The sequence below is a fragment of the Lapillicoccus sp. genome, assembly GCF_036559105.1.
Classification (GTDB): Bacteria; Actinomycetota; Actinomycetes; order Actinomycetales; family Dermatophilaceae; genus Lapillicoccus.
Genome location: NZ_DATBTV010000039.1, coordinates 1 through 15,671, shown reverse-complemented (window position 1 = coordinate 15,671; position 15,671 = coordinate 1). Strand labels below are relative to the sequence as shown.

Below are 15,671 nucleotides of genomic sequence, written 5' to 3'. Positions count from 1 at the left end.
CGCGCTGCCCTGGATCACCTGCGGCGACGACGAGCCGTTGCTCTGGGTCGTCGCGACCGGGCTCGAGGACGGAGCCGGCGTCGCATACCGGGTGGCGGCGTAGGTGCCCCCGCTGGCCAGCGCAGCCGCGAGGATCGCGACGGCGGTCAGCTGAACCACGCCACGGTTCGACTTCGCCTTCGGAGCCGGCGACGGCGTCGGGCTGGGCGGCGGGTAGCTGCCGTAACCGCCGTTGCCGCCGGTCGCCGGGGTCGCGTACCAGTCGGTGCGCTGCTGGTGGGCGTCCGGCGTACCGAAGCCGTAGCTCGGGAAGGTGCGGTTGGACTCGGGCGCGTCGGGCGCCTGGGTCGGGCTCGCCTGGCCGGTCTGCGCCGGCGCCTGCTCGGGCGTCTGCTCCGGCGACTGCACCGGGATGCCGGTGGTCGGCGCGGCGCTCTGCTCGGCGCTGCCGAACCACTGGTGGGCGGGCGGCTCAGGGGCGTTCTCGCCCGGGCTGGTCCTCGTGGGGTCCGGGTGGATGTCCTGCTGGGTCATGGTTCTCGCTGCTCCTCTGGGTGACTTTCCCCTAATCAACCTCCTCGTCGTCAAGACTCGCTGTCGCATCACTGTGAGCATGCTGTGGGAGTTCGAGAACGAACGTCGCGCCGCCTCCGGGGGTCTGGGAGACGCCGACCGAGCCGTGATGCGCGCTGACGATGGCCGCGACGATGGCCAGGCCCAGCCCGGTACCGCCGCTCGCCCCGTTGCTGCGCCGGCTGCGCGCCGGGTCGCCGCGGTAGAACCGCTCGAACACCCGCCGGGCCCGCGCGGGGTCGACGCCGTCGCCGTGATCGCGGACCTCCAGCGCGGCGCACCCGTTCGGACGGTTGCCGACGGCGATCTCGACGGAGGTGCCCGCCGGGGTGTGGTGCAGCGCGTTGGAGACGAGGTTGGTGACCACCTGGCGCAACCGCTGTTCGTCGCCGAGGACGTGCACAGGTCCGAGCGGCCCGTCCAGGCCGATGAGCCGGATGTGCCGGTCGGGGGCGAGCACCCGGGCGTCCAGGGTGGCGTCGCCGCCGAGGACGGCGAGGTCGACGTCGTCGAACACGACCGTTCGCTCGCCCTCGAGGCGGGCCAGGACGAGGAGGTCCTCGACGAGGCCGGACATCCGCGACGCCTCGCTCTCGATCCGTCCGAACGCGACGGCGACGTCGTCGGGGTTCGTCACGGCGCCCTGGCGGTAGAGCTCGGCGTAGCCACGAACGGTGGCCAACGGGGTCCGCAGCTCGTGCGACGCGTCGGCGACGAACTGCCGCATGTGCTCCTCGCTGGCCTCGCGGACGGCGAAGGACTGCTCGATCTGGGCGAGCATGGCGTTGAGCGAGCGGGAGAGTGAGGCCACCTCGTCGCGGGTCGATGGTTCGGGCACGCGTTGCGTGAGGTCGCCGGCGGCGATGGCCGCGGCGGTGTCCTCGATCCGCGTCAGTGGGCGGAAGGCGCGTCGGACCGCGTACCAGCCGATCCCGAGTGCGGCGGCCAGGACGACGACGCCGATGAGCAGCGCGTAGCCGAGGAAGCTCGCGAGGGTCGCCTCCATCTGCCGGAGCGGGACGGCGACGACGTAGACGGCGTCGCGGTCGGCGTTGATGCCGGCGATGGCGCGCCAGCGCAGGTCGGCGTCGTCGGGGTCGGCCGACTCGATGGTGAACGGCTGGGACGAGACGACGCGGGGGTCGGTCCGGGTCAGGATGGGAATGGAGGGCTCGGCGCCCGGCTCGGTGGCGGCCTCGGCCAGCTTGAGGACGCCGGTGCCGTCGGGGCGGTACAGGCGGACGGTGAAGTTCGGCTGGATGGTCTGCGCGCCTTCCGTGCCGTAGGCGACGGCCGCGGCGATCTCGCCGTAGGTGCGCAGCTCCTCGTCCGTGCGGTCGAGCAGGTACGTGCGCATGAGGACCGTGACGATGAGGCTGCTCGCCGCGAGGGCCGCCGCGAGCAGCACGGCGACGACGGTGAGGAGCCGGACCCGCAGGGGTATGCCACGTACCGCGCCGCGCCGGCCCGCGGCCCATCGGGTCCCGCCGCGTGACGGATCGGTCGCGCTCACCCCGTCAGGGTGCCTGGGGGAAGTCGCAGCACGTAGCCGACGCCGCGCTTGGTGTGGATCAGGGCGGGCTCGACAGTGTCGATCTTGCGGCGCAGGTAGGAGATGTAGGACTCGACGATCCCTGACTCACCGCGGAAGTCGTAGTCCCAGACGTGGTCGAGGATCTGGGCCTTGGACAGGACCCGGTTCGGGTTGAGCATGAGGTAGCGCAGCAGCTTGAACTCGGTCGGCGACACCTCGATGACCCGGCCACCGCGGCGGACCTCGTGGGAGTCGTCGTCGAGCTCGAGATCGTGGAAGGTGAGCGTCGCGGTGCTCGACTCGTCGCCACGGGTACGGCGCAGGACGGCCCGGATGCGGGCGACGACCTCCTCGAGGCTGAACGGCTTGGTGACGTAGTCGTCGCCGCCCACAGTCAGGCCCTTGATCTTGTCGTCGACCGAGTCACGCGCCGTGACGAAGACGATAGGCAGCTGCCGGCCCGACTCGCGCAGCCGCCGGGTGACCTCGAAGCCGTCCATGTCGGGGAGCATGACGTCGAGGACCACCAGGTCGGGGTTGCGCTCGGACGCGCTGGTGATGGCCGAGCGCCCGTCGTTGGCGACCGACACCTCGAACCCGGCGAAGCGCAGGGAGGTGGCGAGCAGCTCGCGGATGTTGGGCTCGTCCTCGACGACGAGTAGCGAGGCCTCGGCGATGGCGGGTTCGGCGGTCACGCGGGAGAGTGTGGAGAGGATTCCTGGGAGTTTACTGGGAGTCACCCGAACGCGCTCGCCCCCACTCCGCTTCCAGACGCCCGTTGTTGTCGGTTTGCGGCGCCGCGGACGGCCGCAACCGGCAACAACGGCGGTCTGGAAGCGTGAAAGCCTGCGTCAGAGGACGGAGAGGTCGTCGGCGTCGACGATCCGGTAGGCGTAGCCCTGCTCGGCCAGGAACCGCTGGCGGTGCGCGGCGAAGTCGGCGTCCACCGTGTCGCGGGCGACCACCGTGTAGAAGTGCGCCGTGCGGCCGTCACCCTTCGGCCGGAGCACCCGACCGAGGCGCTGGGCCTCCTCCTGGCGCGAGCCGAACGTCCCGGAGACCTGGATCGCCACCGACGCCTCGGGCAGGTCGATCGAGAAGTTGGCGACCTTGCTGACGACGAGTAGCTGGATCTCGCCCACCCGGAACGCCTGGTACAGCTTCTGCCGCACCGGGACCGTCGTCTCACCGGTGATGATCGGCGCGTCGAGCCGCTGGGCCAGCGCCTCGAGCTGGTCGAGGTACTGGCCGATGACCAGCGTCGGCTCGCCGCGATGGCGCTCGACGAGCTGGGACACGACCCGGTCCTTGGCGTCGGTGCACGACGCGAGCCGGTAGCGCTCGTCCGGCTCCGACATGGCGTACGCCATCCGCTCACCGTCGGGGAGCGAGACGCGCACCTCGACGCAGTCGGCCGGAGCGATGTACCCCTGCGCCTCGATGTCCTTCCAGGGCGCGTCGTACCGCTTCGGCCCGATGAGCGAGAAGACGTCGCCCTCGCGCCCGTCCTCGCGGACCAGGGTGGCGGTGAGCCCCAGGCGGCGCCGGGCCTGCAGGTCGGCGGTCATCCGGAAGATCGGCGCGGGCAGCAGGTGGACCTCGTCGTAGACGATGAGGCCCCAGTCCCGCGCGTCGAGCAGGTCGAGGTGGGTGTAGACGCCCTTCCGCTTCGTCGTGAGCACCTGGTAGGTCGCAATGGTGACCGGCCGGATCTCCTTGCGCTGTCCCGAGTACTCGCCGATCTCGCCCTCGGTGAGCGAGGTCCGCTTCAGCAGCTCGTCCTTCCACTGGCGCGCCGACACCGTGTTGGTGACGAGGATCAGCGTCGTCGCGGAGGCCGCCGCCATCGCGCCGGCGCCCACGAGGGTCTTGCCGGCGCCACAGGGCAGGACGACGACGCCGGAGCCGCCGTCCCAGAACCCGTTGACCGCCTGCTGCTGGTATGGCCGCAGCGACCACTCCGAGGTGTCCAGCTCGATGGCGTGCGCCTCGCCGTCGACGTAGCCCGCGAGGTCCTCGGCCGGCCAGCCGACCTTGAGCAGCTCCTGCTTCAGGTGGCCGCGCTCGGACGGGTGCACCGCGACGGTCAGGTCGTCGATGCGCGTCCCGAGCAAGGGCTGGATCCGCTTGTGCCGCAACACTTCCTCGAGCACCGGACGGTCGATCGTATGCAGCGTGAGGCCGTGCGTGGCGTCCTTCTCGAGGGTGAGCCGCCCGTAGCGGTCCATCGTCTCGGCGACGTCGATGAGCAGGGCCTGGGGGACCGCGTAGCGACTGTGGGTCAGCAGCGCGTTGACGACCTGCTCGGCGTCGTGGCCGGCGGCTCGCGCGTTCCAGAGCCCCAGGGGGGTGACGCGGTAGGTGTGGACGTGTTCGGGGGCTCGCTCGAGCTCGGCGAACGGCGCGATGGCACGACGAGCGTCCTCCGCGCCGGGGTGGTCGACCTCGAGGAGGAGGGTCTTGTCGCTCTGGACGATAAGGGGGCCGTCAGTCATGGTCTTCAGGCCAACGGTCTGCAGGGGGGTGCTGTTCCGGCTGGGGGCTCACTGGTTGCTCACTGGTTGCTGAGCGCCCACACGTAGAACCAGATGAGCAGCGGCAGCGCGACGACGAAGTTGACCGCGTAGACGATCCAGCCGGTCGTCGTCCGCGTGCGGCAGGCGGCCGGGTCGCCGGCGTTCTGGCGCCACGCGACGACCGAGATGATCGCGCTGGGGATGCCGATGATCCCCGTCGCGATGAGCGAGATCACCGAGACGATCAGCAGGACGAAGGTGCTGACCGGGAACGGCGACCTCTGCGCCGGTACGTACTCCGCATACGCCGGCTGCAGGGGTGCCTGCCCGTGCTGCGGCGGGTACGTGGAGGCATACCCCGGCTGGTAGGGCTGCTGCTGCGGGTATGCGGTGGGGTAGGGCTGTCCCTGCGGCGGCGGGTAGCCGCGGGGGCCGTCGCTCGGTGGGGTCGGCCGGGCCGGGCCGGGGTGGGGCCACGGGCCGGGCTGCGGCCACGAAGGTGCCCCCGCGCCCGGCGGCGCGCCGAACGCGCCCTCTCCGGACGGCTGCTGAGGCGACTCGCTCACCGGCCCAACCTACCGTCCTGCGAGGATGGACGTCGGCCGATGAGGGCCGGTGGCGACGCTGGGAGGGTGACCGATGAGAGGCCCACAGGTCGAGGCGGCGGCGGGCCTTCCTCCCCGGGTGACCGTGTACGAGGTCGGTCCGCGCGACGGGCTCCAGAACGAGAAGGGCCACGTCACGACGGCGGTCAAGGCGGAGTTCGTCCGGCGGCTGGTCGCGGCGGGGCTGCCGATCGTCGAGACCACCTCGTTCGTGCCGGTGTCATGGGTACCCCAGCTCGGTGACGCCGCCGAGCTGCTCGCCGACCTCGGGCCCGAGGGCCTCGGTCGCAACCGGCCGGTGCTGGTCCCCAACGAGAAGGGGCTGGATCGCGCGCTCGAGGCGGGCGTCCAAGCGGTGGCGGTGTTCGGCAGCGCCACGGAGACGTTCGCGCGCAACAACCTCGGGCGCAGCGTGGACGAGTCGATCGAGATGTTCCGCCCGGTGGTGGCCCGGGCCAGGGAGGCGGGGCTCTGGGTGCGGGGCTACGTGTCGATGTGCTTCGGCGACCCGTGGGAGGGCGACGTCCCGGTGGGCCAGGTCGTCGACGTCGCGGTACGCCTGAACGACCTCGGGCTGGACCAGCTGTGCCTCGGCGACACGATCGGGGTGGGGACGACCGGGCACGTGCACCGTCTGATCGAGGCGCTGGACGCCCGAGGGATCGGCGTCGAGCACCTGGGAGTGCACTTCCACGACACCTACGGCCAGGCGCTGACCAACACCCTGGCAGCGGTCGCGGACGGCGTGACCGTCGTCGACTCCTCCGCGGGCGGCCTCGGCGGCTGCCCCTTCGCCAAGAGCGCGACCGGCAACCTCGCGACCGAGGACCTCGTGTGGGCCCTCGACGGCGCCGGCGTGGAGACCGGTGTCGACCTCGACGCCCTGGTCGGCACGAGTGTCTGGATGGCCGAGCAGCTCGGCCGCCCCTCGCCGTCCCGCGTCGTGGCCGCCCTCGCCGGCGCCTGACCCCGGGCACCTCCCCTTGGCGCGAGGCGGTTTTTGGCCGCGCTGGGCCAGCTCAGAGCGGCCGAAGTTGGCCTATCGGCGGGACGGGCCCCGCGCGGTCTGGGTCAGCCGGTGAGGTCGGCGACGCCGGTAATCCGGTAGACCGAGAAGCCGCGTTCGGTGGTCGAGTCGGCCACCCGTCCCCAGGCGCGGCCGCCCTCGACGCGGGTGGGGTAGAAGAGGTACCGGTCGGTGCGCCCCGTCATGTCGGCGTACCCGATCCACACCCCGTGCTGCTCGGCCGCCGCATCGCGTAGTGCCGCCATCGTCACCGCCGGGTCGCTCGGCACGAGCGCCGGCCGGGTGTCCTCCCCTTCGGCGTTCCGGGACGCCTCCTCGGCCGCGCGCAGCCCGCGGACCAGGCTGGCCGCATACCCGGAGTCGACCGGCGTGGTCCGCGCCGGTGCGGGCGCCCGGCGGCCGGCGGCCCGGCGTCGCGCCGCCACGGAGACGACGACCGAGCCGTCGGAGCGTTCCTGCACCGGCGAGTACCCGGCGTCGCGCATCATCTCCAGCAGCGTCTCGGGGTCAGCGGAGGACACGAGCACGGTCGGGGCGATGCGCCGCATCCGCAACGCCGCCAGTGCGCGTTCGACCAGTAGCGACTCGAGGACCGACTCGTCGTCGCTGCGGATGTATGCGGTCGCGCCGCCGACGCGGGTCTGCCCGTGCCGGCGGGCGACGTCGCGGACGAGGTACTCGAGCGGCTGGGGGAGTCCGGTGCGACTGGCTCCGCGCAGCGAGTCGAGCAGCTCGTCGGCGGTCCATCCGGCGTCCAGGGCGCGTCGTACCGACGAGGGGGTGAACCGGTGCACCGTTGCGCCACCGCGGGACTCGACGTCGGCGGTAAGGCGCATCAGCTGGGCGAGGTCGCCCTGGAGCGGCCCCGGGGCGACGGCGGTGAGGTCGGCCTGCACGAGGACGTGGTCGACCGGCTCCGGCAGCTGGCTGGCCATGGTCGCCGCGACCGCGTCGACCTCGTCGCCGGCGACGAGGGCCCGTCCGGCACTGGACAGCCCGCCGCGGCCGGTGACGCCGAGCCATTCCGCCTCGCGGAGCACGGCGGCCATCGCGTCGCCGAGGCGGGCCGGGTTGCGCAGCGGTCGCCGCCAGCGCAGCCGGCCCAGCAACGACTCGGACGTCGCGACCTCGCCCGGACCGAGCCCGGCCAGCTCGGCGAGAACGTCGCTGCGCATCGCCCGGACCGGCGGCCAGTGGAGGTCCGGGCCGAGGGCGTTGGCCGGTGACGAGGACCCGGCGAGACGGGACCCGACCAGGTGGGGCGCCCGGGTGGACGTCAGCCAGCCGGCCGCCAGTCGCGCCCACCGCGAGCCGGGCGGCGCGAGCAGCCAGTCGTCGGCCACCGGCGTCGGCGCCCAGACCGGGACGATCTCGCCGTCGTCGGCGATGAGGCCGGCGCCGAGCATCGTCTCGACCAGCCAGGCGGCCCGCGTCGAGTCGACGTCGAGCGACTCGGAAAGACGCCGCAGGTCCCGGACGGCCAGCCCGCCGGTACGCAGCACCCGGGGCGGGGCGGGCCCCCAGAGCTCGATGGCCTCCTCCACGAGGGCCAGCAGGTCGCTGACCTCACCGCCCGCGGCGGCGTCGACCCGGTCGGTACCGATCGAGGTGGTCGCGGCGTCCGGCGGGGTGAGGGCGACCTCCTGGTGCAGCCGGCCACCACGCAGCAGCAGCGCGACCTCGCGGGGCAGCAGCACCCGCGTCTCGGTCTCGCCCCGGGCCCGCTCCGTGACGGTCGGCGTCACGACGTGGAGCAGCCGGTGGTCCAGCAGCCACCGCACGCCCTCCGACCCCGGGGCGTCCCGGTTGACCACTCCGATCGGCGGCCCCCAGACGAGCCGGTCGAGCACGCTGCGGGCCGACTCGGGGGCGTCGGCGACCACCTCGCGGATCTCGTGCGGCGGCAACGGTCTCGCCCCGAGCTCCAGCGAGGACGGTCCCAGCCCCGCGGGATGGGCGCCGAGGACCTCCGGCGCGGTGCGGACCGCATACAGACCCTCGGGTGCCCGCCACACCAGCGCGAGGTCCCAGAGCCGCTGGAGCTGCGACCGGACGTCCAGCCCGCCCATCAGCTCGTCGACCGTGCCCGAAGCCGACCCGTCGCCGGCCACGACGACGGCCTCGAGGACCTGGAGGTGTCCGAGGTCGAGGCTCTCGATCGCGCGCTGGACGCTGGCGCGGGTTCCGGCGCGGGCCGCGAGCGAGGTGAGGTCCGACGGCGCCGGGCGGGCGAGGTCGGGACGACTCAGGACGAGCGCGGTGAGCTGATCGTCGCTCCGGCTGCGGATGTCGTCGGCCAGGCTGCGTGCCCCGGCCGCCGGCGCGGCGGCGTCGGTGGCGGCAGACGGACCGGCGGACATGAGGGCAACGGTAATCGTCACTTCGGGTGATGGCTCAACGCGTCGCGGCCCCGCACAACGGGCCGATCGGGGTGTTCGAACCAGCTGGAGGAACCCGTGACCGCGACCCGCCCGCCCACCGGGCCTGTGGGAGCAGGCCACGTCGACGCGCGGCGGGCGATGGGCCGTGGCCGTCGCCATCGTCGCGGTATGCCTGCTCATCGCCACCGCGGCAGCGGCCCTCGCGAGCTCGGCCCGTCAGGACCGCGCGGCCCTCACCAGCGCCTCCGTCGACGCTGACGGGCAGGCCAAGGTCAAGGCGAAGGACAAGACCAGGGACAGTGGCACCAATGGGCAGGGCCAGGGGAATTGGCGGGGGAACGGGCAGGGAACGGGCAGGGGAACGGGCAGGGCAACGGCGACCTGAGCTCGATCCCGGGCCGCCTGGGCGGCACCCTCCACGGCGAGGTCACCCGCCCGACCGCCACCGGCGGCACCGAGACCCTCCTCGTGCAGACCGGGTCGGGGACGGCCGCCGGCGACACCGAGGTGACGGTGAAGAGCACCGACGGCTTCACCGAGACGTATGCGGTGTCGGCGACGACGACGGTCCGCGGACCGGCCAAGGCGGCCGGTTTCACCGTCGGTAGCCAGGTCACCGTCGTCGCGACGAAGGACGGCAAGCGGGCGCTCCTCGTCGCGAGCAAGGGCGGACCGTCATAGGTTGACCCCGTGATCACCGAGGCCAGTGAGCGGTCCCGGCCGACCGGCGCCCAGTGGACGATCCGCCGCGGCGGCGACGAGCTCGTCGTCGTGGAGTTCGGCGGCGGGATCCGCGGCTACACCCGCGGCGGTATCGACGTCGTGGCCGGCTACGGCCCGGACGAGATGTCGGTCGCCGGCCGTGGCCAGCAGCTCATCCCCTGGCCGAACCGGCTCCGCGACGGGAAGTACACCCACGCCGGGACCGAGCGGCAGCTGGCGCTCACCGAACCGGCCAAGCACAACGCCACCCACGGCCTGGTCCGGTGGACCACCTGGGACCTGCTCGACCAGACCTCCACGTCGATCACCGTCGGCCAGCGCCTGCACCCGCAGCCGGGTTGGGCCTGGGTGCTCGAGCTGACCACCATCTACGCCCTGGCCGACGACGGCCTCACCGTGACGACGACGGCGCTCAACGTCGGCGAGGGCGACGCCCCCTACGGCTACGGCGCCCACCCGTACCTCTCCATCGCCGACACCCCCGTCGCCGAGGTCGTCCTGGAGGTCCCGGCGACCACCTACCTCGAGACCGACGCCGAGCGGCAGCTCCCCGTCGCGACCCACCCGGTCGAGAGGTCCGCCTACGACTTCCGCGCCGGCCGGCCGATCGGCGATCTGGCGCTCGACACCGCCTTCACCGACCTGGCCCGCGGCGCCGACGGCCGGTGGGCGGTCACCCTGACCGGCCTCGCTACCGGCGCGGTCAGCCTCTGGGGTGACGAGGCGTACGCGTGGACCCAGGTGTTCACGGGCCGGGCGCATCCGCACACCGAGGGGACGACCGGCATCGCGGTCGAGCCGATGACCTGCCCGCCCGACGCCTTCAACTCCGGGACCGACCTCGTCGTCCTGAGACCCGAGCAGTCGCATACCGGCTCGTGGGGGATCCGCCCGGCGTGAGCGCGTGGGAAAACCGGGTGGCGCTCCCCGTTAGGCTGGTGCGTCGCGCAGGTGACGCTCATCGACCATGACGCAAGGAGTAACCGTGCCCACCGGCAAGGTCAGGTTCTACAACTCGGAGAAGGGCTTCGGCTTCCTCACCGACGATGACGGGGGCGCCGACGTGTTCCTGCACGCCAGCGCGCTGCCCGAGGGTACGACCGCGCTGAAGACGGGTGCCCGGGTCGAGTTCGGCATCGTCGAGGGTCGCCGCGGCGCCCAGGCGCTCTCGGTGCGGGTCCTCGATCCCGCCCCGTCGATCGTGGCCGCCAAGCGGGCCGCCCAGCGCAAGCCGGCCGACGAGATGGTCGTCATCGTCGAGGACGTCATCAAGCTGCTCGACAACGCCTCCGAGGACCTGCGGCGCGGTCATTTCCCGGACCGCAAGAAGGCGTCGGCGATGGGTCGCGCGCTGCGAGGCCTCGCGGACCAGCTGGAGGCGTGACGTGCCGGAGCTGAAGGTCGACCCGACGCTGCGCGCGGCCGTCGACCTCGCCCGCGCCGCCCTCGACGGGCTGGCGGAGCCGGGCAGCGTCGGGGACCACCTCGAGATGGTCATGGACGGCGACCGCGTCGCGACGCACTACTTCGCCTGCCTCACCCCGGCCTACCTCGGCTGGCGCTGGGCGGTCAGCGTCGCGCGCGCCACGCGGCAGAAGGAGGCCACGGTCTGCGAGACCAGCCTCGTTCCGGGCGCGGCGTCGGTCCTCTCGCCCCAGTGGCTCCCGTACGCGGAGCGGATCGCTCCCGGTGACCTGAGCGCCGGCGACATCCTGCCGTTCCGGGTCGACGACCCGCTGCTGGTGCAGGGGTTCGAGGCGACCGGCGAAGAGGACGTCGACCAGATGGCGTTCTTCGAGCTCGGCCTCGGGCGGCGGCGGGTGCTCTCCGAGGAGGGCCGCGAGGATGCCGCGCAGCGCTGGTACGACGGGCCCCACGGTCCGACCGCCGACGTCGCTGTCCAGGCGCACGACCGGTGCTCGACGTGCGGCTACTTCGTGCCGATGGCCGGCGCGTTGCGAGCGGTGTTCGGGGTGTGCGCGAACGGCTGGTCCCCCTCGGACGGCCAGGTCGTCAGCCTTGACCACGGGTGCGGGGCGCACAGTGAGACCGACGTCCCAGCGGACGACGCGGCGGCGCACGGCCGCCCGATCGTCGACGAGTTCGCGGTCGACCTCCTCACCTGACCGGCCGGTCCAGACCCGACTCTCCCGGCTTTCAACTCGCCTCTCGGCGAGGAGAAGCTAGGGCGGTCAGTCCCCGGTCGCCTTGGCCTCGGCGGCGTTACCGCGTCCCCGGCGGACGTATGCGTACCCGGCCAGGCCGAGGAGGAGCCCGGCAACGCAGCACCATGGCCACCACGACCGCGGACCCTCGTGGAGGGCGGGCACGACCAGGGTCGCGACGAGCGCCAGCACCCAGACGCCGAGCCCGACCTCGACGATCCGCGTCATGGGAACGGCGACCGGACGCAGCTCCTCCGCCGCGGGCGGTTCGGTGGCGCTCATACCGTCAGCGTATTCGGGGTCCCCGCGAAGTATCGGAGCGAAGCGTGGGGAGAACGTCGTGAGGTGACTGGACACCCCGCGTTTCGCAACCCGGCGGAAACATCTCGCCACTACCGTCCCTGCCATGGCGACGACCTCCACCGCAACCGCGAAACCCGGCGGCCCTCAGGACCGCGGCGCGCTCGACCGCTTCTTCCAGATCTCCGAGCGTGGTTCCACGGTCTCCCGGGAGCTGCGCGGTGGGCTGGTCACGTTCTTCACGATGGCCTACATCGTCGTGCTGAACCCGCTCATCATCGGCACCCAGGCGGACAGCACCGGCGCCTTCCTCGGCGGCGGCGACATCAACCAGGCCAAGGTGATGGTCGCGGCGGCCACCGCGCTCGTCGCGGGCGTCATGACGGTCCTCATGGGCGTCGTGGCGAACTTCCCCATCGCGCTCGCCACCGGTCTCGGGCTCAACGCGTTCGTGGCGTTCGGCATCGCCAAGCTGCCCGGCATGACGTGGCCCGACGCCATGGGCCTGGTCGTCATCGAGGGCATCATCATCACGATCCTCGTGCTCACCGGGTTCCGGAAAGCCGTGCTGCGGGCCGTGCCGACCCAGCTCAAGACCGCGATCTCGGTCGGTATCGGCCTGTTCATCACGTTCATCGGTCTCGTCGACGCGGGCTTCGTCAGGAAGCCGTCCGGACCCGTACCGGTCGAGCTCGGCGTCGGCGGCTTCCTCGTCGGCTGGCCGATGCTCGTCTTCGTCGCGGGCCTGCTCGCGATCATCGCCATGATGATCCTGCGGGTGAAGGGGGCCATCCTCATCGGCATCGTCGGCGCCACCATCCTCGCCATCGTCATCGAGGCGATCTTCAAGGTCGGCAGCCAGACCGACGCCACGGGCCAGGTGGTCAACCCGAGCGGATGGGGCCTCAACGTCCCGACCTGGCCGAGCACCGTGGTCGAGATCCCCGACTTCGGGCTGCTGGGCCAGTTCAGCCTGCTCGGCTCGTTCAGCAAGATCGGGTTCGTCGCCGCGGCGCTGCTGATCTTCACCCTGATGCTGGCCGACTTCTTCGACACGATGGGCACGATGGTCGCCATCGGCGCCGAGGCCGGCCTGCTGGACAAGGACGGCAACCCGCCGAACTCCCAGCGGATCCTGCTCGTCGACTCGGTCGCCGCCGTCGCCGGTGGCGCCGCCAGCGTGAGCAGCAACACGGCCTACATCGAGTCGGCCTCCGGCGTCGGCGAGGGCGCCCGGACCGGCCTGGCCAGCGTCGCGACCGGCGCGCTCTTCCTGCTGTCCACGCTCCTCGCGCCCCTGGTGACGATCGTGCCGTACGAGGCCGCCACGCCGGCCCTGGTCATCGTCGGGTTCCTCATGATGCAGCAGGTCAGGGGCATCTCCTGGGACGACCTCGAGATCGCGATCCCGGCGTTCCTCACCATCGTGCTCATGCCGTTCACCTACTCGATCACGGCCGGCATCGGCGCGGGCTTCGTCACCTACGTCTTCATCAAGATCGTTCGGCGCAAGACTGACGTCATCCACCCGCTGATGTGGCTGGTGGCCGGCCTGTTCGTCCTCTACTTCGCCCTCGACCCGATCAAGGCAGTGCTGCACATCGACTGAGTCCCAGGGTGGCCGCGTGAGCTCGACTGGTGCCCCGAACCTGTCTGAAGTCCGGCTCTTTCCACCACGGACCGAGTTGGCCACGGGCATACCCCGAGATAGTTAGCCCAGGTAATGAGTTATGCTAACTATCGATGGTGACCACGACCTTGAACTCGCAGCAGCTGACCCGCATGGCGACGGACCTTCGTCTCGCGTGTATGCGGATCAGCCGGCGGGTGCGCTTCGAGTCGAGTCACGACGTTGCGCCGCATCAGTTCTCGGTCATGTGCCGCCTCGAGGAAGCGCCCCGCACGCCGGGTGAGCTGGCCGAGATCGAGCGGGTCGCGAAGCCGAGCATGACGCGGACCGTCGCCGCCCTGGTCGAGCGCGGCCTCGTCCTGCGTCAGGACGACCCGACCGACCGCCGCTCGGTGATCCTGTCCCTCACCGACGACGGCCGACGGTCCCTCGCCGCGATCCGCCGCAAGCGGGACGCCTGGATGGCCAGCCGCGTCGCCCTGCTCACTCATGAGGAGCAGGACGTGCTCGCGCGCGCCACCGTGATCCTCACCAAGGTGGCCGGCGAGTGAGCCCCACCTTCTCCTCGCTGTCCGTCCGCAACTACCGCATCTACGCCGCGGGATCGCTGGTCTCCAACGTCGGCACCTGGATGGGCCGGGTCGGCCAGGACTGGCTGGTCCTCACCCAGCTGACCGACCACTCCTCGAGCGCCCTGGGCATCGTCACGGGGCTGCAGTTCCTGCCGTTCCTCGTCCTGGCGCCGGTGACCGGCATGATCGCCGACCGGTTCAGCAAGCGGCACATCCTGCTGACCACCCAGTCGTTCCTCGGCCTGTCCGCGCTGGCCCTCGCTGCGCTCACCCTGACCGGCCACGTCGAGCTGTGGCACGTCTACCTCATCGCGTTCCTCCAGGGCGTCGCGACCGCCGTCGACAACCCGGCGCGCCAGTCCTTCGTCTCCGAGATGGTCCCCAAGGACCGGCTCACCAACGCGGTGGCCCTCAACAGCGCCTCGTTCAACGCGGGTCGGCTCATTGGCCCCGCGGTCGCCGGCCTGGTCATCGCCGCCCTGGGCACCGGATGGGCGCTGCTGGTCAACGGTCTCTCGTTCGCGTTCGTCCTCGCCTCGCTGCTGGCCATGCGGGTCCGCGACCTCACCCCGGCTCCCCGCGCCCGGGGCAAGGGCCAGATCCGGCAGGGCCTGTCCTACGTGCGGAGCCGACCGGACGTGATGCTGGTGATGGCGCTGGTGTTCGTGCTCGGCACCTTCGGGATGAACTTCCAGCTCACCACGGCGCTGATGGCCACCAAGGAGTTCCACGAGGGGCCGACCGGCTACGGGATGCTCGGCTCGATCATGGCCATCGGCTCCCTCGCCGGCGCCCTTCTGGCCGCGCGGCGCAAGGTGCCACGCCTCCGGATCCTGCTCATCGCGCTCGCCGGCTTCACCGTCGCGTCCGGCATCGCCGCCCTCGCCCCCACCTACGAGGTGTTCGCGCTCGCCCTGATACCGACCGGCCTGGCGTCCCTGACCGCCCTCACCACCGCTAACGCCATGGTGCAGCTGTCGGTCGACGCCCAGATGCGGGGCCGCGTGATGGCGCTCTACATGGCCGTCTTCATGGGCGGTACCCCGCTCGGGGCGCCGATCATCGGCTGGATCGGCGACGTCTTCGGGGCCCGTTGGACCATCGGGATCGGCACCATCGCCGTGGGTCTGTCCCTGGTGGCCGTCGCGGCATACCTCTACCGGCGCGAGAATATGCGGGTGCGCTACGAGTCCGACCGCCGGCCGCGGTTCTCCGTCACCACCGAACGGGTCGACGCCCCACAGCCCGAAGCCGTTCGGTGAACGTCCGGTTCCGGCAGCGGCTGACCATCGCCGCGCTGGTGCTGCTCGTCGCCGTGGCGGTCATCGCGGCGCTGGTGCGCCGCTGAGGCGTCAGGCCAGCTGCTCGACGACGTAGTCCACGCAGGACGTCAGCGCCGACACGTCGTCCGGCTCGACGGCGGGGAACATCGCCACGCGGAGCTGGTTGCGGCCGAGCTTACGATAGGGCTCCACGTCGACGATCCCGTTGGCGCGCAAGGCCTTCGCGACGGCCGCCGCATCGATGGCCTCGTCGACGTCGATGGTGCCGACCACGAGACTGCGGGCGGACGGGTCGGTGACGAACGGGGTCGTGTATGCGGTGCGCTCGGCCCAGGAGTAGAGCCGGCTGCTGCTGTCGGTGG

Annotated in this window: 14 protein-coding genes and 2 pseudogenes; 8 read left to right on the top strand and 8 right to left on the bottom strand. The window is 71.9% G+C overall.

What is annotated here, in order from left to right:
* The 5 genes and pseudogenes from VIG79_RS05950 to VIG79_RS05930 all read right to left on the bottom strand — a co-directional run.
* Positions 1-534, bottom strand: a pseudogene (locus VIG79_RS05950) (hypothetical protein); the annotation flags it as partial.
* A 31-nt stretch (positions 535-565) separates the two neighbouring features.
* A complete protein-coding gene (locus tag VIG79_RS05945) occupies positions 566-2,086 on the bottom strand; it encodes a sensor histidine kinase (protein WP_331883365.1) in 1,521 nt (506 codons plus the stop codon).
* Complete coding sequence (locus VIG79_RS05940) at positions 2,083-2,802, bottom strand: response regulator transcription factor (RefSeq protein WP_331883363.1); 720 nt, start codon at positions 2,800-2,802, stop codon at positions 2,083-2,085. Before VIG79_RS05940 ends, VIG79_RS05945 begins: the two co-directional genes overlap by 4 nt.
* 156 nt (positions 2,803-2,958) lie before the next feature.
* Complete coding sequence (locus VIG79_RS05935; protein WP_331883361.1) at positions 2,959-4,602, bottom strand: DNA repair helicase XPB; 1,644 nt, start codon at positions 4,600-4,602, stop codon at positions 2,959-2,961.
* A 59-nt stretch (positions 4,603-4,661) separates the two neighbouring features.
* Entirely contained in the window at positions 4,662-5,189 is a 528-nt protein-coding gene (locus VIG79_RS05930) for a hypothetical protein (protein ID WP_331883359.1), read from the bottom strand.
* Positions 5,190-5,262: 73 nt separating this feature from the next.
* Between VIG79_RS05930 and VIG79_RS05925 the strand changes: the two genes are divergently transcribed.
* A complete protein-coding gene (locus tag VIG79_RS05925) occupies positions 5,263-6,195 on the top strand; it encodes a hydroxymethylglutaryl-CoA lyase (protein WP_331883357.1) in 933 nt (310 codons plus the stop codon).
* 104 nt (positions 6,196-6,299) lie between these two features.
* On the opposite strand, the gene VIG79_RS05920 is transcribed toward VIG79_RS05925, so the two are convergent.
* The gene (locus VIG79_RS05920) at positions 6,300-8,615 is read right to left on the bottom strand and encodes a helicase-associated domain-containing protein (protein WP_331883354.1); all 2,316 of its coding nucleotides are present in this window, start codon (positions 8,613-8,615) and stop codon (positions 6,300-6,302) included.
* Between the two features lie 348 nt (positions 8,616-8,963).
* Here VIG79_RS05920 and VIG79_RS05915 point away from each other — a divergent pair, with 348 nt between their 5' ends.
* The 4 genes from VIG79_RS05915 (at position 8,964) to VIG79_RS05900 (ending at position 11,485) form a co-directional block, all read left to right on the top strand.
* Entirely contained in the window at positions 8,964-9,317 is a 354-nt protein-coding gene (locus VIG79_RS05915; RefSeq protein ID WP_331883351.1) for a hypothetical protein, read from the top strand.
* Positions 9,318-9,326: 9 nt separating this feature from the next.
* Entirely contained in the window at positions 9,327-10,259 is a 933-nt protein-coding gene (locus tag VIG79_RS05910) for an aldose 1-epimerase family protein (protein ID WP_331883348.1), read from the top strand.
* Between the two features lie 85 nt (positions 10,260-10,344).
* Positions 10,345-10,743 carry a cold-shock protein gene (locus VIG79_RS05905; protein ID WP_331883345.1) on the top strand — a complete coding sequence of 133 codons (399 nt, stop codon included), beginning with the start codon at positions 10,345-10,347 and terminating at the stop codon, positions 10,741-10,743.
* Between the two features lies 1 nt (position 10,744).
* Positions 10,745-11,485, top strand: coding sequence for a DUF3027 domain-containing protein (locus tag VIG79_RS05900; protein ID WP_331883343.1), 741 nt, complete (start codon positions 10,745-10,747; stop codon positions 11,483-11,485).
* A 66-nt stretch (positions 11,486-11,551) separates the two neighbouring features.
* Here the strand turns inward: VIG79_RS05900 and VIG79_RS05895 are convergent, their stop codons facing one another.
* The gene (locus tag VIG79_RS05895; RefSeq protein ID WP_331883341.1) at positions 11,552-11,806 is read right to left on the bottom strand and encodes a DUF2530 domain-containing protein; all 255 of its coding nucleotides are present in this window, start codon (positions 11,804-11,806) and stop codon (positions 11,552-11,554) included.
* Between the two features lie 124 nt (positions 11,807-11,930).
* Here VIG79_RS05895 and VIG79_RS05890 point away from each other — a divergent pair, with 124 nt between their 5' ends.
* The 3 genes from VIG79_RS05890 to VIG79_RS05880 all read left to right on the top strand — a co-directional run bounded on the left by VIG79_RS05890 (position 11,931) and on the right by VIG79_RS05880 (position 15,288).
* Positions 11,931-13,433 (top strand): NCS2 family permease, encoded by a 1,503-nt coding sequence (locus VIG79_RS05890; protein WP_331883339.1) that lies wholly within the window; start codon positions 11,931-11,933, stop codon positions 13,431-13,433.
* Positions 13,434-13,567: 134 nt separating this feature from the next.
* The gene (locus tag VIG79_RS05885) at positions 13,568-14,005 is read left to right on the top strand and encodes a MarR family transcriptional regulator (RefSeq protein WP_331883337.1); all 438 of its coding nucleotides are present in this window, start codon (positions 13,568-13,570) and stop codon (positions 14,003-14,005) included.
* Positions 14,002-15,288: an MFS transporter gene (locus VIG79_RS05880; protein WP_331883335.1), complete on the top strand. Its 1,287-nt coding sequence runs from the start codon at positions 14,002-14,004 to the stop codon at positions 15,286-15,288. The genes VIG79_RS05885 and VIG79_RS05880 overlap by 4 nt, the downstream gene beginning before the upstream one ends.
* A gap of 90 nt (positions 15,289-15,378) precedes the next feature.
* On the opposite strand, the pseudogene VIG79_RS05875 reads toward VIG79_RS05880, so the two are convergent.
* Positions 15,379-15,671: pseudogene (locus tag VIG79_RS05875) on the bottom strand (phosphoserine transaminase); the annotation flags it as partial.